Annotated in this window: 15 protein-coding genes; 13 read left to right on the top strand and 2 right to left on the bottom strand. The window is 61.4% G+C overall.

Features of this window, described 5'->3' with window-relative positions; all coding sequences use genetic code 11:
- Positions 1-20 precede the first annotated feature (20 nt).
- From odhB to QEO92_RS21310, 5 genes are all read left to right on the top strand, one after another.
- The gene (gene odhB / locus QEO92_RS21330; RefSeq protein ID WP_227704347.1) at positions 21-1,274 is read left to right on the top strand and encodes a 2-oxoglutarate dehydrogenase complex dihydrolipoyllysine-residue succinyltransferase; all 1,254 of its coding nucleotides are present in this window, start codon (positions 21-23) and stop codon (positions 1,272-1,274) included.
- A gap of 15 nt (positions 1,275-1,289) precedes the next feature.
- On the top strand, positions 1,290-1,706 hold the full coding sequence (locus tag QEO92_RS21325; RefSeq protein ID WP_227704346.1) for an MAPEG family protein: 417 nt from the start codon (positions 1,290-1,292) through the stop codon (positions 1,704-1,706).
- A gap of 5 nt (positions 1,707-1,711) precedes the next feature.
- Positions 1,712-2,215, top strand: coding sequence for a hypothetical protein (locus QEO92_RS21320; protein ID WP_227704345.1), 504 nt, complete (start codon positions 1,712-1,714; stop codon positions 2,213-2,215).
- 39 nt (positions 2,216-2,254) lie between these two features.
- Positions 2,255-3,661 carry a dihydrolipoyl dehydrogenase gene (lpdA, locus tag QEO92_RS21315; protein WP_227704344.1) on the top strand — a complete coding sequence of 469 codons (1,407 nt, stop codon included), beginning with the start codon at positions 2,255-2,257 and terminating at the stop codon, positions 3,659-3,661.
- Positions 3,662-4,026: 365 nt separating this feature from the next.
- Positions 4,027-4,527 carry a cytochrome b gene (locus QEO92_RS21310; RefSeq protein WP_227704343.1) on the top strand — a complete coding sequence of 167 codons (501 nt, stop codon included), beginning with the start codon at positions 4,027-4,029 and terminating at the stop codon, positions 4,525-4,527.
- Positions 4,528-4,530: 3 nt separating this feature from the next.
- Here QEO92_RS21310 and QEO92_RS21305 read toward each other — a convergent pair whose 3' ends face one another.
- Positions 4,531-5,610 carry a TraB/GumN family protein gene (locus QEO92_RS21305; protein ID WP_227704342.1) on the bottom strand — a complete coding sequence of 360 codons (1,080 nt, stop codon included), beginning with the start codon at positions 5,608-5,610 and terminating at the stop codon, positions 4,531-4,533.
- 79 nt (positions 5,611-5,689) lie between these two features.
- Positions 5,690-6,625, bottom strand: coding sequence for a tyrosine recombinase XerC (locus QEO92_RS21300; RefSeq protein WP_227704341.1), 936 nt, complete (start codon positions 6,623-6,625; stop codon positions 5,690-5,692).
- A gap of 151 nt (positions 6,626-6,776) precedes the next feature.
- On the opposite strand from QEO92_RS21300, the gene QEO92_RS21295 reads away from it, so the two are divergent.
- The 8 genes from QEO92_RS21295 (at position 6,777) to atpD (ending at position 16,309) form a co-directional block, all read left to right on the top strand.
- Entirely contained in the window at positions 6,777-7,682 is a 906-nt protein-coding gene (locus QEO92_RS21295; protein WP_227704340.1) for a GNAT family N-acetyltransferase, read from the top strand.
- 28 nt (positions 7,683-7,710) lie between these two features.
- Entirely contained in the window at positions 7,711-8,847 is a 1,137-nt protein-coding gene (locus QEO92_RS21290; protein WP_227704339.1) for an AAA family ATPase, read from the top strand.
- Between the two features lie 49 nt (positions 8,848-8,896).
- On the top strand, positions 8,897-11,119 hold the full coding sequence (locus QEO92_RS21285) for a primosomal protein N' (RefSeq protein WP_227704338.1): 2,223 nt from the start codon (positions 8,897-8,899) through the stop codon (positions 11,117-11,119).
- Positions 11,120-11,189: 70 nt separating this feature from the next.
- On the top strand, positions 11,190-11,573 hold the full coding sequence (locus QEO92_RS21280) for an AGROH133_08824 family phage infection protein (protein ID WP_037156820.1): 384 nt from the start codon (positions 11,190-11,192) through the stop codon (positions 11,571-11,573).
- A gap of 262 nt (positions 11,574-11,835) precedes the next feature.
- Entirely contained in the window at positions 11,836-12,402 is a 567-nt protein-coding gene (locus QEO92_RS21275; protein WP_227704337.1) for a F0F1 ATP synthase subunit delta, read from the top strand.
- Entirely contained in the window at positions 12,402-13,931 is a 1,530-nt protein-coding gene (gene atpA / locus QEO92_RS21270; protein WP_037156825.1) for a F0F1 ATP synthase subunit alpha, read from the top strand. Before QEO92_RS21275 ends, atpA begins: the two co-directional genes overlap by 1 nt.
- Positions 13,932-13,973: 42 nt before the next feature.
- Positions 13,974-14,855, top strand: coding sequence for a F0F1 ATP synthase subunit gamma (locus tag QEO92_RS21265; RefSeq protein ID WP_227704336.1), 882 nt, complete (start codon positions 13,974-13,976; stop codon positions 14,853-14,855).
- Positions 14,856-14,878: 23 nt separating this feature from the next.
- Entirely contained in the window at positions 14,879-16,309 is a 1,431-nt protein-coding gene (atpD, locus tag QEO92_RS21260) for a F0F1 ATP synthase subunit beta (RefSeq protein WP_037156829.1), read from the top strand.
- Positions 16,310-16,354: the final 45 nt, after the last annotated feature.

Raw genomic sequence — 16,354 nt, 5'->3', positions numbered from 1 at the left:
GACAAACACGGAAACAGATCATGGCCACCGAAATCCGCGTCCCCACCCTCGGCGAATCCGTCAGCGAGGCGACCGTCGGCACCTGGTTCAAGAAAGTCGGCGATACGGTCAAGGCCGATGAACCGCTCCTTGAGCTCGAAACGGACAAGGTGACCGTAGAAGTGCCGTCGCCGGCAGCCGGCGTGCTCTCCGAGATCGTTGCCAACAATGGCGAGACCGTCGGTCTCGGCGCGCTGCTCGGCCAGATTGCCGAAGGTGGTGCAGGCGTTGCGGCTGCCGCACCGGCCGCCAAGCCCACTGAGGCCGCTCCGGCCAAGGTTGCCGAGGCTGCTGCGGCTGCTCCCGCAGCAGCCTCGGCACCGGCTGCCGCCGCGTCCTCCATGCCGCCGGCTCCGGCTGCCGCCAAGATCGCCGCGGACAACAACATTTCCACCGCCGATATCGAAGGCTCGGGCAAGCGTGGCCAGGTGTTGAAGGGTGATGTGATCGCTGCCGTCGCCAAGGGCATTTCCGCACCGGCGCAGGCGCCTGCCGCACCGGCTGCGCCGCGTCCGGTTTCCTCGGCCGATGATGCTGCCCGCGAAGAGCGCGTGAAGATGACGCGCCTGCGCCAGACGATCGCCCGCCGCCTCAAGGACGCGCAGAACACCGCCGCCATGCTGACCACCTATAACGAGGTGGACATGAAGGCCGTCATGGATCTGCGCAACAAGTACAAGGACATCTTCGAGAAGAAGCACGGCGTGAAGCTCGGCTTCATGGGTTTCTTCACCAAGGCGGTCACCCATGCGCTGAAGGAACTGCCGGCCGTCAACGCCGAGATCGACGGGACCGACATCATCTACAAGAACTACTGCCATATCGGCGTCGCCGTCGGCACCGACAAGGGCCTCGTCGTTCCGGTCGTGCGCGATGCCGACCAGATGTCGATCGCCGAGATCGAAAAGGATATCGGCCGCCTCGGCAAGCTTGCCCGTGACGGCGCGTTGTCCATGGCCGACATGCAGGGCGGCACGTTCACGATCTCCAACGGCGGTGTCTACGGCTCGCTGATGTCCTCGCCGATCCTCAATGCGCCTCAGTCCGGCATCCTCGGCATGCACAAGATCCAGGAGCGTCCGGTCGTCATCGGCGGCCAGATCGTCATCCGTCCGATGATGTATCTGGCGCTTTCCTACGATCACCGCATGGTAGATGGCAAGGAAGCCGTGACCTTCCTGGTCCGTGTGAAGGAGAGCCTGGAAGATCCGGAACGCCTGGTTCTCGATCTCTAAGACGGGATTGCAATGATGGAAGCGCTCGGGGTTACCGCAACGCCTTACATGACGCTGCTGGCCCTGAGCGTGATCCTGCTCGTTGTCCACATCTCGGTTCAGGCCGTGCTATCGACCCGCGAACTCGGCCGCGACTGGAACGCAGGGCCGCGGGATGAAGGACTGGAGCCGAAAGGCAAGTTGGTTGGCCGCGCCGCGCGGGCGTCGAAGAATTTTCAGGAGACCTATCCGGCCTTTATCGGGCTTCTGCTCGGAGTCGCCTTTGCGGGTGACGATGCCTCGGGTTTGGGACTGATCGGTGGCTGGATCTGGTTCATCGCCCGCCTCATCTATCTGCCGCTCTATCTGGCAGGCATCCCGTATTTCCGGTCGTTCGTCTGGCTGATCGGTCTCGCCGGGCTTGGCGCCATGATGATCGCACTATTCCGGTGAATGCGATGAAAGCACCCTTCAAGACATGGCTTGTTTCGCTCTGCCTGCTGCCGGGAATGGCGGAGGCCCAAGAACGATGCGCACTCGAGAAGGCGGTGTTCACCGAGGCGGAAGCCGGGACGACACTTTCGTTCAGGCCGGTGGGCTCGGATGCGGCGGTCGTCAGCCATCTGTTCACGATCATCGGGGGCAAGCTGAAACTCGACGGCCACATCATGTATGACGAGGAAACGCGCCGCCCGGGCGGCATGGTGATGAACAACTGCCCTGAGGGCGATGCGACGGGAGCGGAGCTCAGGGCTTGTACGATCTGGACAGGCGTCCCCTATATCCTCGATGTGGCAACCGGCCATATCGACATATTGGGACCGGAAGGAAGCGAGGCTCCGGACGCGATCCTGATGCCGGGGTTCGGCCCTGCGATCCGCCATTCGGCGCTCTGGGACAAGAGCGGTCTCAGGCAGGTTCCCTGGGATCTTTATGAATTCAAGGAATGCAAGGCGGCGTGAGCTCAGCTCCTCCGCAGGTTATCAAGAGAAGGATTTGTCATGGCTTATGATCTCGTCGTAATCGGAAGCGGCCCGGGCGGTTATGTTTGCGCCATAAAGGCAGCCCAGCTCGGCCTCAAGGTCGCGGTGGTGGAAAAGCGCGCCACTTACGGCGGGACATGCCTCAACATTGGCTGCATTCCTTCCAAGGCGCTGCTGCACGCTTCCGAGATGTTCCATCATGCAGTCCATGGCATGGATGCGCTCGGCGTTGAGGTTTCTGCTCCCAAGCTGAACCTTGAGAAGATGATGGCGCACAAGGATGCGACGGTGAAGTCGAATGTCGACGGCGTTGCTTTCCTCTTCAAGAAGAACAAGATCGACGGCTTCCAGGGTACCGGCAAGATCGTCTCAGCGGGCAAGGTTTCGGTGACCGGCGAGGATGGCAAGGTTCAGGAGATCCAAACAAAGAACATCGTCATCGCCACCGGCTCCGACGTTGCCGGCATTCCGGGCGTCAATGTCGAGATCGATGAAAAGGTGATCATCTCCTCGACCGGCGGCATCGCGCTTGAAAAGGTGCCGGAGCAGCTGATCGTCGTCGGCGGCGGCGTCATCGGGATGGAACTCGGTTCGGTCTGGTCGCGCCTTGGTGCCAAGGTCACTGTCGTGGAATATCTCGACAAGCTGCTCGGCGGCATGGACGGCGAAGCGGCAAAGCAGTTCCAGCGCATGATGGTCAAACAGGGCATGGATATCCGCACCGAGGCCAAGGTTACCGGTGTCGAAAAGACCGCCAAAGGTGCCAAGGTCACCTACGAGCCGGTCAAGGGCGGCGAAGCCCAGACGCTTGAGGCGGACGTCGTGCTGATCGCTACCGGCCGCAAGCCTTATACCGAGGGTCTTGGCCTGGAAGCCGCCGGAGTCAAGCTCGACAACCGCGGCCGCGTCGAGATCGACGGTCATTTCAAGACCAATGTCGACGGCATCTATGCCATTGGTGACGTCGTTCGCGGCCCGATGCTGGCCCACAAGGCGGAAGACGAGGGCGTGGCGCTTGCCGAAATCCTTGCCGGCCAGCACGGCCATGTGAACTACGACGTCATCCCGGGCGTCGTCTATACCCAGCCGGAAGTGGCTTCCGTCGGCAAGACGGAAGAGGAATTGAAGGCGGCGGGCATCGCCTACAAGGTCGGCAAGTTCCCGTTCACGGCGAACGGCCGCGCCCGCGCCATGCTGGCAACCGATGGTTTCGTGAAGATCCTGGCCGAGAAGGAGACCGATCGGGTCCTCGGCGGTCATATCGTCGGCTTCGGCGCCGGCGAGATGATCCACGAAATCGCCGTGCTGATGGAATTCGGCGGGTCGTCGGAAGATCTCGGCCGCACCTGCCACGCACACCCGACCATGTCGGAAGCGGTCAAGGAAGCGGCGCTCGCCACCTTCTTCAAGCCGATCCACATGTAGAAAATGCCAGAGATAGAACGTTGAGAAGCCGCGGGATGGAAGCATCCCGCGGCTTCTGCTTTTTGGCTTGGCTTGCTTGTGCATATTGCCGCAGGGCCTGCTCACCTCATCCTGATCTGCATCAAAGAGTTAGCAGGATTTTAGCCGAAAACGGCTCACGCTTTCAGACATCCCACTCTGGTTTCATCGATGCTGGCCGATATGGGAAACCGGCTGTCTTGCTCCGGCATTCGTTCGTAGAGACCGGCCTTTTTGCGGAACAGCAAATCCAGGATTAAATCTCTGTCATCTTGCGGATCGTTGCTTGTGGACAGAGCTGCGGCTTCTATAGTTTCCATCGATAAGATATTGAAAAGGTAGAAAAAATGGAAAGCGTTACTCCAGTTTCCTTCTCGCTTCCGCAGCGTGCGGTGCATTGGGCCACCGCATTGCTCGTCTTCTTCAACCTCTTGTTCACGGAAGGCATGGAAGAATGGAATCGCGCCGTTCGTCGCACCGGCAGTGCGACAGCGGAACAGGTCGCCAGCGCCAACATCCATGCTTATGTCGGTATTGCGATCCTCATTCTTCTCGCTCTCCGTATCATCCTCCGTTTCACGTCCGGGGCACCGGCGGCACCGCCGGAAGAACCCGCTCTCTTCAGGTTCGGGGCCAAGCTGGTGCATGCAGCGCTCTACGTCTTGTTGATCGCGATACCATTGACAGGCATCGGCGCCTATTATCTCGGCAACAGCCAGGCGGGCGAAGTGCATGCGGAGGTTCTGAAGACCCTGCTCTGGATCGTCATCGCCGCCCATGTCCTGGGCGCACTGATGCATCAGTTCTACTGGAAGACCAATGTCCTGCGGCGCATGACGGTTGGCTGAGGCTCAATCGGCCCGCGTGACCGCGAATCCCTGCCGGCGCAGGAGTTTCACGAGCCCTTCCTCGCCCGGCAGGTGAAGGGCGCCGACGGCGATGAATGCTCCGCCTTCCGCGAGAATGGGGGCGGCACGATCTGCCATCACGTGGTTGCGCTTGGTCACGACCAGTTTCTCGAATTCGGCGTAACCCGCATCGTCGTCGCCTTCGGGAGCGATGGTCTTGAGCAATGGCATGATGAGGCCGATGTCGCCGGAGAGATAGAGTTCGGTCATGGTCTCGAAGACATCGTCCATCTTCGGGCCAAGCCTGACAGTTTCGACCAGCGATTTCAGGTGGAACTCGACCGGGATGGCGGCCATGGCCGAGAGCTGCTCGACAAATGTCTCAAGGCCCTTCACCGGCTTGCCGGCGGCAACGGCATCGAGAGCGATCCGCTTGTCCAGAAAATCGGGGTTTGCAGCCTTCCGTGCCATCTCGCATGCGGGAAGCGATACGAATGCCATCAGCATCCAGGGCTTCATGCGCGAGACGGCAGCAAGCGGAATGCCGCGCTGCTTCAAGCCCGCTTCGAGCAGGGCGACGTCCTCCTTCGGCAGCAGCTTTTCGATGGAGCTGCCGTCCGTGAACATGGTGAGTTCGGGCTTCGCCAAAATGCCCGCCATCGCCTTCTTCTCGTCGAGGATCTCGTCGGATTCGATGACGATCGTGCTGCTCTTCGCCTGGGCATCCGCCGCTCCGGGCGGCATTTTCAGGACCCGCGGATCGGAGACATGCATGGTTCCGAGAAGATACGAGGTAGCGACGCCCTCTTTTCCGATCTTCCAGAAGATGCCCCTGCCGTTCGGCACCTTGTCAGTCTCCGTCACGAGTTGCTGATAGGCGGTGGGATTTTCAATCTTCATTTCGTCAAGGAGATTTACGCCGTGACATACGGGCGTTTGCGCTTGCGCAGGCGACAGCGAGCCAAGGACGAGAAGAAGGGAAGCAAGCGCAATCAGATGCGCAGCCGCAATCAGCCACAGGGTGAGACTTTGAGCGCGCCTGAAAAAGGCGCCAGCGGGAGAGGCGAAGGCGGGAGTCGTCATGTCATCCGTCCGGAAAGGCTGCCGGCATATTAGCCATAGGCTCTAGATAAGCACTTAATGCAGGTAGTTAATGAGATATTTACGCTCGCGGGTGGGCGCGGTCGTAGACTTCCAGCAGCCGGGACGAATCGACGCCGGTATAGACCTGGGTCGTCGAAAGGCTGGCATGGCCCAGGAGTTCCTGGATGGTGCGCAGATCGCCGCCACCGGCCAGAAGATGCGTGGCGAAGGAATGGCGCAGCGCATGCGGCGTTGCCGTTTCCGGCAGGCCGAGGGCGCTCCTGAGCTTCTGCATCTCGCGCTGGATGATCGCCGGCTGCAGCGGCCCGCCGCGCGCGCCGCGGAAAAGCGGCTCGTCCGCGGCGATATGGAACGGACAAAGCTTCCTGTAGGTCGCCACCGCATCGAACACGATCGGCAGCAATGGCACGATGCGCGTTTTGCCACCCTTGCCGGTGATACGCAGCGTTGTCGAACCGGGGGCGAGGTCGGCGGGCTTGAGGCCTAGCGCTTCCGAGATGCGCAGTCCGCAGCCATAGAGCAGGGTGAGCACCGCGGCATCGCGCGCGGCGATCCAGGGTTCCTCCTGCAATTGGGCGTCCGTAGTGACGAGGTTCAGCGCCTGGCGATCGGTGAGCGGCTTCGGCAGGGATTTCGGCTGCTTCGGCGCGCGGATTGCGCCGGCGGCTGCGGCGTTCACCAGGCCCTTGCGCTCCAGATAGCGCAAGAAGGAGCGAAGTCCTGCCAGATGGCGGCCTAGCGAACGTGCGCCGGACCCTTCCCGACGGCGCGCGGCCAGGAAGGCGCGCAGATCCGCGGGACGCAGGGTATGGATATCGGCAAGCCTGGCCGGACCTCCCAGGTGAGCGGTCAGGAATGTCAGGAATTGCCGCGTGTCGCGCTCATAGGCATCCAGGGTGTTGTCGGAAAGGCGACGTTCGTTCGCCAGGCTCTGAAGCCATTCGCGGCGTTTTGCGACCAGATCGGGTGCGGCAATAATCAGCAGTTCGTTCATTCCCGGACCCGGTTGAATTCTGAGAAAAGCCGCCCCAGATTGCTACCGACGGCGTTACGAAATTCCTAAGCCCTATTTTAGTCCATGTAACAATGTCATCGTTCGATCATACAGGCTGCGATATAATGGCGGCCTGCCAGCGGGAGTTTCTATGGCGCGCCGTGATTCCACCACCACGTTCGGACAGTTCGCGGAGACAATCGCTCTCGTTTCTCAAGGCAAGCCCGGCCATATCGTTGACACGCTGATCGCCGAGCGCGGCGAGCGCATCGTGAAGAATCCGCTTTGGCCAGTGATGCGACCGTTTCTCTATGCGCTGCTGCGCTACGGCAAGGCAATCGAATTCGCGGACGATGTTGCCAGCATGCCCGGCTTTCAGTCCTTCGAATATCTGAGCAATGTGCTGCAGCTGGATATTGCGATCGCCAATGCCGAGCGCATTCCTGCCGCGGGCGGTTTCATCCTTGTCAGCAATCATCCGACCGGTATTGCCGATGGCGTCGCTATCTTCGACCTGCTGAAAGAGCGCAGGCCTGACATGATGATCTTCGCCAATCGCGATGCGATTCGCGTAAACCCGCGCTTTGCCGAAATGATCATTCCGGTCGAATGGCGGGAAGAATACAAGAGCAAGCTGAAGGCCCGCGAAACTTTGGTTCTGACCAACAAGACGGTAGAGGACGGCAAGGTGATGGTGCTCTTCCCGTCGGGCCGCATCGCCTATTGGGCGGACGGGAAGCTCAATGAACGCCCCTGGAAGACGTCGGCCGTGGGGCTGGCGCGCAAATACAACATGCCCATACTGCCGATCCATATGCGGGCACGCAATTCCGGCCTGTTCTACTGGTTCGCCAAGTGGTCGACCGAACTGCGCGACATGACGGTATTCTACGAACTTTTGAACAAGAAGGGCGACCGTTTCGATTTCACCATCGGCCAGATGATCCAGCCGGATCAGCTTGAAGGTGATGCGGCCGAGGTCACCAAGGCACTGGAGCATCATACCGTCTTCGAACTTGCCGCCAATGGTGATGCGAAGTTCATGCCTCGCTTCTAACTTGCGCGGGATCGTGTAGAAGTCGGACATGCTGCTTCGCTCGATGTTCGCCCAGAACTACCGCTCGCTCCGGTCAATTCGCATGGATCTTTCCGGTGTCAACCTGTTCATCGGCGAGAACGGCGTCGGAAAGTCCAACCTCTACCGCGCTCTTCAACTCGTTCAGGCGGCTGTGCGGGGCAATCTGGCTTACGAGATCGCGGCCGAAGGCGGCATGGCGTCTGCGCTCTGGTCCGGCCCGAGGCGGGAGGAGAAGAATTTTCGGATCAAGTTCGAGGCGGAGGTGCTGGACGAGGAGCGGGCCATCACCTTTCGCTATCGGGTCGAGGCGGGGCTTCGCCCGCCCATCGACGCAGCGGGCTTTGTCTTCGAGCCGCAGGTGAAAGCGGAAGAGCTGTCGGTCGAGACGGGTTCGCGGCCGGTGACGATGATGAAGCGCGCCGGGCCGGGCATCATGGTGCGGGGAACAAGCGGGCGGATGGAGGAATATCCCGAACAGGCGATGACGTCCGAGACGGCGATCGCGCTGCTTGGCGATGCCGGGCACTACCCGGAAGTCGGCGCCTTTCGCCGCCTGGTCGATGGATGGCGGTTCTTTCACGGGTTTCGCACGGACCGGGACTCACCTTTGCGGCAGCCCTGTCTCGCTGTGACCTCTCCTCTCCTGGATCAGGACGGCAGCAACATGGCCGCGGTCTTTGCGACGCTGGTGCACACGCGCGGGGATACGGTGGAGCTCGACCGGGCGGTTGCGGCCGCTTTCGGCGGGGCGAAGCTCTCTGTGCCGGAGCCCGGCGAACATGCGGAATTCGGTCTCGTCTTTCCGGATTTTCCGCGGCGGGTGTTTCAACCGCGCGAGCTTTCCGACGGTCAGATCCGTTTTCTGGGACTCGCGGCCGCGCTGATGTCCTATCGCCAGCCGCCACTGATTGCGCTCAACGAACCGGAAACCAGCCTGCACCCGGACATGCTGCCGCCGCTTGCCGACATGATTGCGGAAGCCTCCCGCTCCAGCCAGATCTGGATTGTCACGCATTCGGAAGTGCTGGCTGCGGCGGTCGAGGCGCGTTGCGGCAGCCGGCCACGCAGAGTGATCAGACAGGGGGGCGCCACCTGGATCGAAGGCATGAGGCTGACGGGGGTCATCGACACACAGGATGAGTAGCCCTCTTCAGGGTTCACTTTTGTTCCGCGTCGGGGCATGTTCGCCGCCCATGGGCAAAGATTCGTCCGATCTCTTCGGTTCGCTGTTTAAAACACCGCCATTGGTTAAAGTGGTGCCGGTCCTGGTGCCGCTGCCGGTGCCGGGCGCCTATAGCTATGCGGTTCCGGAAGGCTTGGCAGTGGAGCCCGGCTCGGTCGTGCAGGTACCAGTCGGGCCGCGGCAATTGATCGGCGTCGTCTGGGACGGCGAGAACGACGACAGGCTCGATCCGAAGAAGCTCCGACCGATAACGCTCGCCTTCGATTGCCCGCCGCTTTCAAAAGAAATGCGCGATTTCATCGACTGGGTTGCGAACTATACGCTCTCGCCGCCCGGGTTGGTGGCACGCATGGCTATCCGGGCGCCGGCGGCCCTCGAACCAGAGCCGATGGTGGAGGGCCTGCGTTACCTCGGCGGCCGGCCGGAGCGTCTGACGCCTGCGCGGACCCGGGTGCTCGATCTGGCCAATCAGGAAGACATCCCCTGGACCCGCAGCGGGCTGGCGCATGCGGCCGGCGTCTCATTAAGCGTCATCGACGGGCTCACCGCACAGGGCATATTCGAAACGGTCTTCCTGGCCCCCCCTCCCGTCGTCGCCAGGCCCGATCCGGACTATATCGCGCCGCGCATCGAGGGACCGCAGAAGGAGGCCGCCGCGGAGATCGTCGACTCGATCCGGACCGGCGGCTTTTCCACGTCGCTGATCGACGGCGTTACCGGCTCCGGCAAGACGGAAGTGTATTTCGAGGCAATCGCGGAGACCTTGCGGCGCGGCAAGCAGGTCCTGATCCTGCTGCCGGAAATTGCGCTGACGGCGAGCTTTCTCGAACGTTTCCAGGACCGGTTCGGCGCCAAGCCGGGCGAATGGCATTCCGATCTTTCGCCGCGCATGCGTGAAAAGGTCTGGCGCGGTGTTGTGACGGGCGAGGTGCAGGTCGTGGCCGGCGCCCGCTCCGCGCTCTTTCTGCCTTTCGAGAACCTCGGGCTCATTATCGTCGATGAAGAGCACGATCCCGCCTACAAGCAGGAAGACCGCGTTTTCTATAATGCCCGCGACATGGCCGTGGTTCGCGCCCGGATCGGTGATTTTCCGATCGTGCTCGTCTCGGCGACGCCATCGGTCGAAAGCCAGGTCAACGGGCTTTCCGGTCGTTACAACACCGTGCATCTGCCGACCCGTTTCGGCGATGCGGCGATGCCAGACCTGCATCTCATCGACATGCGACGCCACCCGCCGGAGCGCGGCGGCTTTTTGTCGCCCCTGCTGATCCGGGCAATTGCCAAGACGATCGGGCGTGGTGAGCAGGCGCTGCTCTTCCTCAACCGCCGGGGCTACGCGCCGCTGACGCTCTGCCGCGTCTGCGGCCATCGTTTCCAGTGCCCGCAATGTTCGAGCTGGCTCGTGGAACACCGTTTCAAGAACCAGATCCAATGCCATCAATGCGGTTACTCCGAGCCGACGCCCGAAGCCTGCCCGGAATGCGGGACGCTCGATCATCTCGTCGCCTGCGGGCCGGGCGTGGAGCGGATTGCCGAGGAAGTGGAGAAACATTTCCCCGATGCGCGGACGATCGTCATGTCCTCAGACCTGCTCGGCGGCGTCAAGCGCATGCGGCTGGAGCTGGAGGCGATCGCCAAGGGCGATGCCGATATCGTCATCGGCACGCAGCTCGTCGCCAAGGGGCACAATTTCCCGCTGATGACGCTGGTCGGCATCGTCGACTCCGACCTTGGACTGTCGAACGGCGATCCGCGGGCGGCGGAGCGCACCTTTCAGCTCCTTTCCCAGGTGACCGGCCGAGCGGGCCGGACGGGTCGCAAGAGCCACGGCCTGCTACAGACCTTCCAGCCGCAGCATCCGGTCATGCAGGCGATCGTTTCGGGCGACGCCAGCGCTTTCTACGAGCGCGAGATTGCCGAGAGAGAAAAGGCGATACTCCCTCCCTTCGGTCGACTCGCCTCGCTGATCGTATCGGCCGATACGCGGGCGGATGCGGAAAGCCATGCCCGCGGGCTCAGAGCCGCTGCGCCTAAGGTTAGCGGCATTTCCGTGCTCGGACCGGCGGAAGCGCCGCTTGCGCTGGTGCGGGGCCGGCACCGTTTTCGGCTGCTCGTACATGGGCGGCGCAATTCCGACATGCAGGCCTTCCTCCGGGCGATGCTGGCAAACGGGCCGAAGCAGCGTGGGTCGGTGCAGATCCAGCTCGATATCGACCCGCAGAGCTTTCTCTAAGTCGCCACTCTTAGCGAGTTGTTTACCGCTTGCGCTAAAATCAGACGATTCGAATAAGGGCGAGAACCGGATGGAACTCTATTTTCCCACTGAACTCGGCGAACAACTCGCTTTCGTGTGCGCCGCGGCAACTGCTGTTCTCGGCCTCGTCGCTTTCCTGTTCCCGGCTTTCGTCCTGCGCCTGACGGCATTCCAGATCGGCGAAGTGCGGCCGGAGGGGTACGCTTCCGTTCGCGCCGCGGGAGCGCATCATCTTGGGCTGGGGCTGACGGCCATCATGCTGGCCCAGGACTGGATCTATATGGTGCTCGGTATCGCACTCGGATTCGCAGCCACCGGACGTCTCGTCTCCTGCGCCTTCGACCGGGCCTTCACCCTTCGAAATATCGCATTTTTCTTACTTCAGGTTGTGCTGGCGGCCGGGCCGCTCGCCTATGTCTTCGGGACGATTTGACGCCTCAATTTGAGGCCGCGGACCACAATTGCCTGAAAATCCCTCCGCTTGCGGGATAAAATGCGGTTCAAGCCCTTGCATCCAAGGCTTTTTCCTCTATCAGGCGTGTTGCGGTGGCCTACATCCTATGCTAGACGAACCGCGAAAGTCGGAAAGGGTAGGGCGCCCGCCCTGCAGGTTCTGAGAAATAATCAAACGATTTCAAGGTCTTGCTGCACCTTTTACGGAAGGTTTGGCGCTTGGATGGCAATACAGGGAAACTGTGCCCGTGGCAGACACGTCCCAGCTTATTTCCGGTGTAGCGGAGCGTTACGCTTCCTCGCTTTTCGAACTGGCTCTGGAGGCTGGTTCGGTCGACAAGGTCGGTGCCGATCTTGATCGTTTTCAGGTGCTGTTGGACGAAAGCGAAGACCTGCGACGCCTGGTCGCAAGCCCGGTTTTTTCCGCCGAGGAGCAGCGGAAAGCCATCGTCGCCGTTGCCGACAAGGTTGGCATCACGGGCCTCGTCGGCAATTTTTTGAAGGTCGTTGCCGGCAATCGCCGCCTCTTCGCGCTCCCCGGCATGATCCGCGCCTATCGCGAGATCGCTGCGGCGCATCGCGGAGAAATCACCGCCGAGGTCACTTCGGCATATGCGCTTTCCACGGCGCAGGAAACTGAGCTCAAGTCGGCGCTGAAGGGCGTTACCGGCAAGGATGTGGCAATCGCCGTGACGGTCGATCCGTCGCTTCTCGGCGGTCTCATCGTCAAGGTCGGCTCTCGTCAGATCGACACCTCCCTTCGCACCAAACTTTCCACCCTTAAGCTTGCACTGAAAGAGGTTGGCTGATGGATATCCGCGCCGCGGAAATTTCCGCAATTCTGAAAGATCAAATCAAAAACTTCGGCCAGGAGGCTGAGGTTTCCGAAGTCGGCCAGGTTCTTTCCGTTGGCGATGGTATCGCCCGCGTTTATGGTCTGGACAATGTCCAGGCCGGTGAAATGGTCGAGTTCCCGGGCGGCATCCGCGGCATGGCGCTGAACCTCGAAGCCGACAACGTCGGCGTGGTTATCTTCGGCTCCGACCGTGCCATCAAGGAAGGCGACACCGTCAAGCGGACCGGCGCCATCGTTGACGTTCCGGTTGGTCCGGAACTGCTCGGCCGCGTCGTCGACGCGCTTGGCAATCCGATCGACGGCAAAGGCCCGATCAATGCAACCCGCCGTTCGCGCGTCGACGTGAAGGCTCCGGGCATTATTCCGCGCAAGTCGGTTCATGAGCCGATGTCGACCGGTCTCAAGGCCATCGACGCCCTCATCCCGGTCGGCCGTGGCCAGCGCGAACTCGTCATCGGCGACCGCCAGACCGGCAAGACCGCCATCATTCTCGATACGATCCTGAACCAGAAGGCCATTCACGACAACGGCCCTGATTCGGAAAAGCTGTACTGCGTCTACGTCGCCATCGGCCAGAAGCGTTCGACCGTTGCCCAGTTCGTCAAGGTTCTCGAAGAGCGCGGCGCCCTGCAGTATTCGATCATCGTTGCCGCTACGGCTTCCGACCCGGCCCCGATGCAGTATCTGGCGCCGTTTGCCGGTTGCGCCATGGGCGAATACTTCCGTGACAACGGCCAGCACGCCCTGATCGGTTACGACGACCTTTCCAAGCAGGCCGTCGCCTATCGTCAGATGTCGTTGCTGTTGCGCCGTCCGCCAGGCCGTGAAGCCTACCCGGGTGACGTCTTCTACCTGCATTCCCGCCTTCTGGAGCGCGCCGCAAAGCTCAACGACGACCGCGGTGCCGGTTCGCTGACTGCTCTGCCGGTCATTGAAACCCAGGGCAACGACGTTTCGGCCTTCATTCCGACCAACGTGATCTCGATCACCGACGGCCAGATCTTCCTCGAAACTGACCTCTTCTACCAGGGTATCCGCCCGGCCGTTAACGTCGGTCTGTCGGTTTCCCGTGTCGGTTCTGCCGCACAGATCAAGGCGATGAAGCAGGTTGCCGGTTCGATCAAGGGTGAACTCGCCCAGTATCGCGAAATGGCTGCCTTCGCCCAGTTCGGTTCGGATCTCGATGCCGCGACACAGCGCCTTCTGAACCGCGGTGCCCGCCTGACCGAGCTCCTGAAGCAGCCGCAGTTCTCGCCGCTCAAGACGGAAGAGCAGGTTGTGGTGATCTTCGCCGGCGTCAACGGCTATCTCGACAAGATTTCCGTCGCGGAGGTCGGCAAGTTCGAGCAGGGCCTGCTGTCCTACCTGCGTACCGAAGGCAAGGCTATCCTCGATACGATCCGTAGCGAGAAGCAGATTTCGGACGACACGCGCGCGAAACTCAAGGCGGCTCTCGACAGCTTTGCCAAGTCTTTCGCCTGAGAACGGATCAAGCCCAACTAACCCCCAGGGGACCGATAACGGATGCCTTCACTTAAGGATCTGAAAAACCGGATCGCCTCCGTCAAGGCGACGCAGAAGATCACCAAGGCGATGAAGATGGTCGCCGCGGCGAAGCTGCGCCGTGCCCAGGAGGCGGCCGAGGCCGCCCGTCCTTATGCGGAGCGGATGAACAAGGTGCTGGCCGGCCTTTCGGCCGCCAACGCCGGCAATGCCGAAGCGCCGTTGCTGCTGTCGGGAACGGGCAAGGATCAGGTTCATCTCCTGATCGTCGCGACCGGCGAACGCGGTCTGGCCGGGGGCTTCAACTCCTCGATCATCCGTCTTGCCCGCGATCATGCGCAGAAATTGCTCTCCCAGGGCAAGACGGTGAAGATCTTGACCGTCGGCCGCAAGGGCAACGACGTCCTGCGCCGCAGCTTCAAGGAAAATATCGTCCACTACATCACCTTCCGCGAAGTCAAGCAGCTTGGTTTCGTGCAGGCGGATGAAGTGGCGCACAAGGTATTGGACCTATTCAATGCCGGCGAGTTCGACGTTGCGACTTTGTTCTTCGCGCGCTTTCAGTCGGTGATTTCGCAGGTGGCAACTGCTCAGCAGATCATTCCGGCAAAGTTCGAAGCGAGCGAGGCAGCGAATAACGGGTCTTCGGCGCTCTACGAATATGAGCCCGGCGAACAGGAAATTCTCGAAGACCTGCTGCCGAAAAACATCGCGGTGCAGATTTTCCGGGCGCTGCTTGAAAACAACGCTTCCTTCTATGGCGCGCAGATGTCCGCGATGGACAGCGCGACGCGCAATGCCGGTGAGATGATCAACAAGCTGACGCTTTCCTACAACCGCCAGCGTCAGGCGCAGATCACCAAGGAACTCATTGAAATCATTTCGGGCGCGGAAGCGCTCTGAGGTAAAGAAAGAGGGTAAGAATCATGGCTACCGCAACGGGCTCGTCCCTCGGCAAAGTGACCCAGGTTATCGGCGCTGTCGTTGACGTCGCTTTCGACGGCGACCTTCCGGCGATCCTGAACGCGCTTGAGACCGACAACAACGGCAACCGCCTCGTTCTCGAAGTCGCGCAGCACCTCGGTGAAAACTCTGTTCGCACGATCGCGATGGACTCGACGGAAGGTCTTGTCCGCGGTCAGCAGGTCACTGATACCGGCGCTCCGATCTCGGTTCCGGTCGGCCCGGAAACGCTTGGCCGCATCATGAACGTCATCGGCGAGCCGGTCGACGAAGCTGGCCCGCTCAACACCGAGCACAAGCGCGCCATCCACCAGGATGCTCCGGCCTACGTAGAACAGTCCACGGAAGCCCAGATCCTCGTCACGGGCATCAAGGTCGTCGACCTTCTCGCCCCTTACGCGAAGGGCGGCAAGATCGGCCTCTTCGGCGGCGCAGGCGTCGGCAAGACGGTTCTCATCATGGAACTGATCAACAACGTCGCGAAGGCGCACGGCGGCTACTCCGTTTTCGCCGGCGTCGGCGAGCGGACCCGTGAAGGCAACGATCTCTATCACGAAATGATCGAGTCGGGCGTCAACAAGCATGGCGGCGGCGAGGGTTCCAAGGCAGCCCTGGTTTACGGCCAGATGAACGAGCCGCCGGGCGCCCGCGCTCGCGTCGCTCTGACTGGCCTGACGGTCGCCGAAGATTTCCGCGACAGGGGCCAGGACGTTCTGTTCTTCGTCGACAACATCTTCCGCTTCACCCAGGCAGGTTCGGAAGTGTCGGCTCTGCTCGGCCGTATTCCTTCGGCCGTCGGTTATCAGCCGACGCTTGCAACCGACATGGGCCAGATGCAGGAGCGCATCACCACCACGACCAAAGGCTCGATCACCTCGGTTCAGGCCATCTATGTTCCGGCCGACGACTTGACCGACCCGGCGCCGGCGACCTCGTTCGCCCACCTCGACGCGACAACGGTTCTTTCCCGTTCGATCGCCGAAAAGGGCATCTACCCGGCCGTCGATCCGCTCGACTCCACCTCGCGCATGCTCGACCCGATGGTCGTTGGTGAAGAGCACTACGACGTGGCTCGTAAGGTCCAGTCGACCCTGCAGCGCTACAAGGCGCTTCAGGACATCATCGCCATCCTTGGCATGGACGAACTGTCGGAAGAGGACAAGCTGACGGTTGCCCGTGCCCGCAAGATCGAGCGCTTCCTGTCGCAGCCCTTCTTCGTCGCCGAAGTCTTCACCGGTTCGCCGGGCAAGCTCGTCGCGCTCGAAGACACGATCAAGGGCTTCAAGGGCCTCGTCAACGGCGAATACGACCACCTTCCGGAAGCAGCCTTCTACATGGTCGGCTCGATCGAGGAAGCAGTCGAGAAGGCCAAGAAGCTGGCGGAAGCGGCCTGATCCTGAACGAGATGGCGCGCGGGAAAATTTCCGGTGCGCCGTCAT

Origin of the sequence: Neorhizobium petrolearium (assembly GCF_029854435.1) — a bacterium.
GTDB classification, from domain to species: Bacteria; Pseudomonadota; Alphaproteobacteria; order Rhizobiales; family Rhizobiaceae; genus Neorhizobium; species Neorhizobium petrolearium.
The sequence above is the reverse complement of the archived record's forward strand: the minus strand, read 5'-3'. Positions and strand labels throughout refer to the sequence as shown.

What these genes read in the sequence shown, in the direction of transcription:
- QEO92_RS21305 (WP_227704342.1), bottom strand. Translation starts at nt 5,610, where the DNA reads ATGACGACTCCCGCCTTCGCCTCTCCCGCTGGCGCCTTTTTCAGGCGC.
- QEO92_RS21265 (WP_227704336.1), top strand. Translation starts at nt 13,974, where the DNA reads ATGCCTTCACTTAAGGATCTGAAAAACCGGATCGCCTCCGTCAAGGCG.
- atpA (WP_037156825.1), top strand. Translation starts at nt 12,402, where the DNA reads ATGGATATCCGCGCCGCGGAAATTTCCGCAATTCTGAAAGATCAAATC.
- QEO92_RS21300 (WP_227704341.1), bottom strand. Translation starts at nt 6,625, where the DNA reads ATGAACGAACTGCTGATTATTGCCGCACCCGATCTGGTCGCAAAACGC.
- lpdA (WP_227704344.1), top strand. Translation starts at nt 2,255, where the DNA reads ATGGCTTATGATCTCGTCGTAATCGGAAGCGGCCCGGGCGGTTATGTT.
- QEO92_RS21295 (WP_227704340.1), top strand. Translation starts at nt 6,777, where the DNA reads ATGGCGCGCCGTGATTCCACCACCACGTTCGGACAGTTCGCGGAGACA.
- odhB (WP_227704347.1), top strand. Translation starts at nt 21, where the DNA reads ATGGCCACCGAAATCCGCGTCCCCACCCTCGGCGAATCCGTCAGCGAG.
- QEO92_RS21290 (WP_227704339.1), top strand. Translation starts at nt 7,711, where the DNA reads ATGCTGCTTCGCTCGATGTTCGCCCAGAACTACCGCTCGCTCCGGTCA.
- QEO92_RS21285 (WP_227704338.1), top strand. Translation starts at nt 8,897, where the DNA reads ATGGGCAAAGATTCGTCCGATCTCTTCGGTTCGCTGTTTAAAACACCG.
- QEO92_RS21280 (WP_037156820.1), top strand. Translation starts at nt 11,190, where the DNA reads ATGGAACTCTATTTTCCCACTGAACTCGGCGAACAACTCGCTTTCGTG.
- QEO92_RS21320 (WP_227704345.1), top strand. Translation starts at nt 1,712, where the DNA reads ATGAAAGCACCCTTCAAGACATGGCTTGTTTCGCTCTGCCTGCTGCCG.
- atpD (WP_037156829.1), top strand. Translation starts at nt 14,879, where the DNA reads ATGGCTACCGCAACGGGCTCGTCCCTCGGCAAAGTGACCCAGGTTATC.
- QEO92_RS21310 (WP_227704343.1), top strand. Translation starts at nt 4,027, where the DNA reads ATGGAAAGCGTTACTCCAGTTTCCTTCTCGCTTCCGCAGCGTGCGGTG.
- QEO92_RS21325 (WP_227704346.1), top strand. Translation starts at nt 1,290, where the DNA reads ATGGAAGCGCTCGGGGTTACCGCAACGCCTTACATGACGCTGCTGGCC.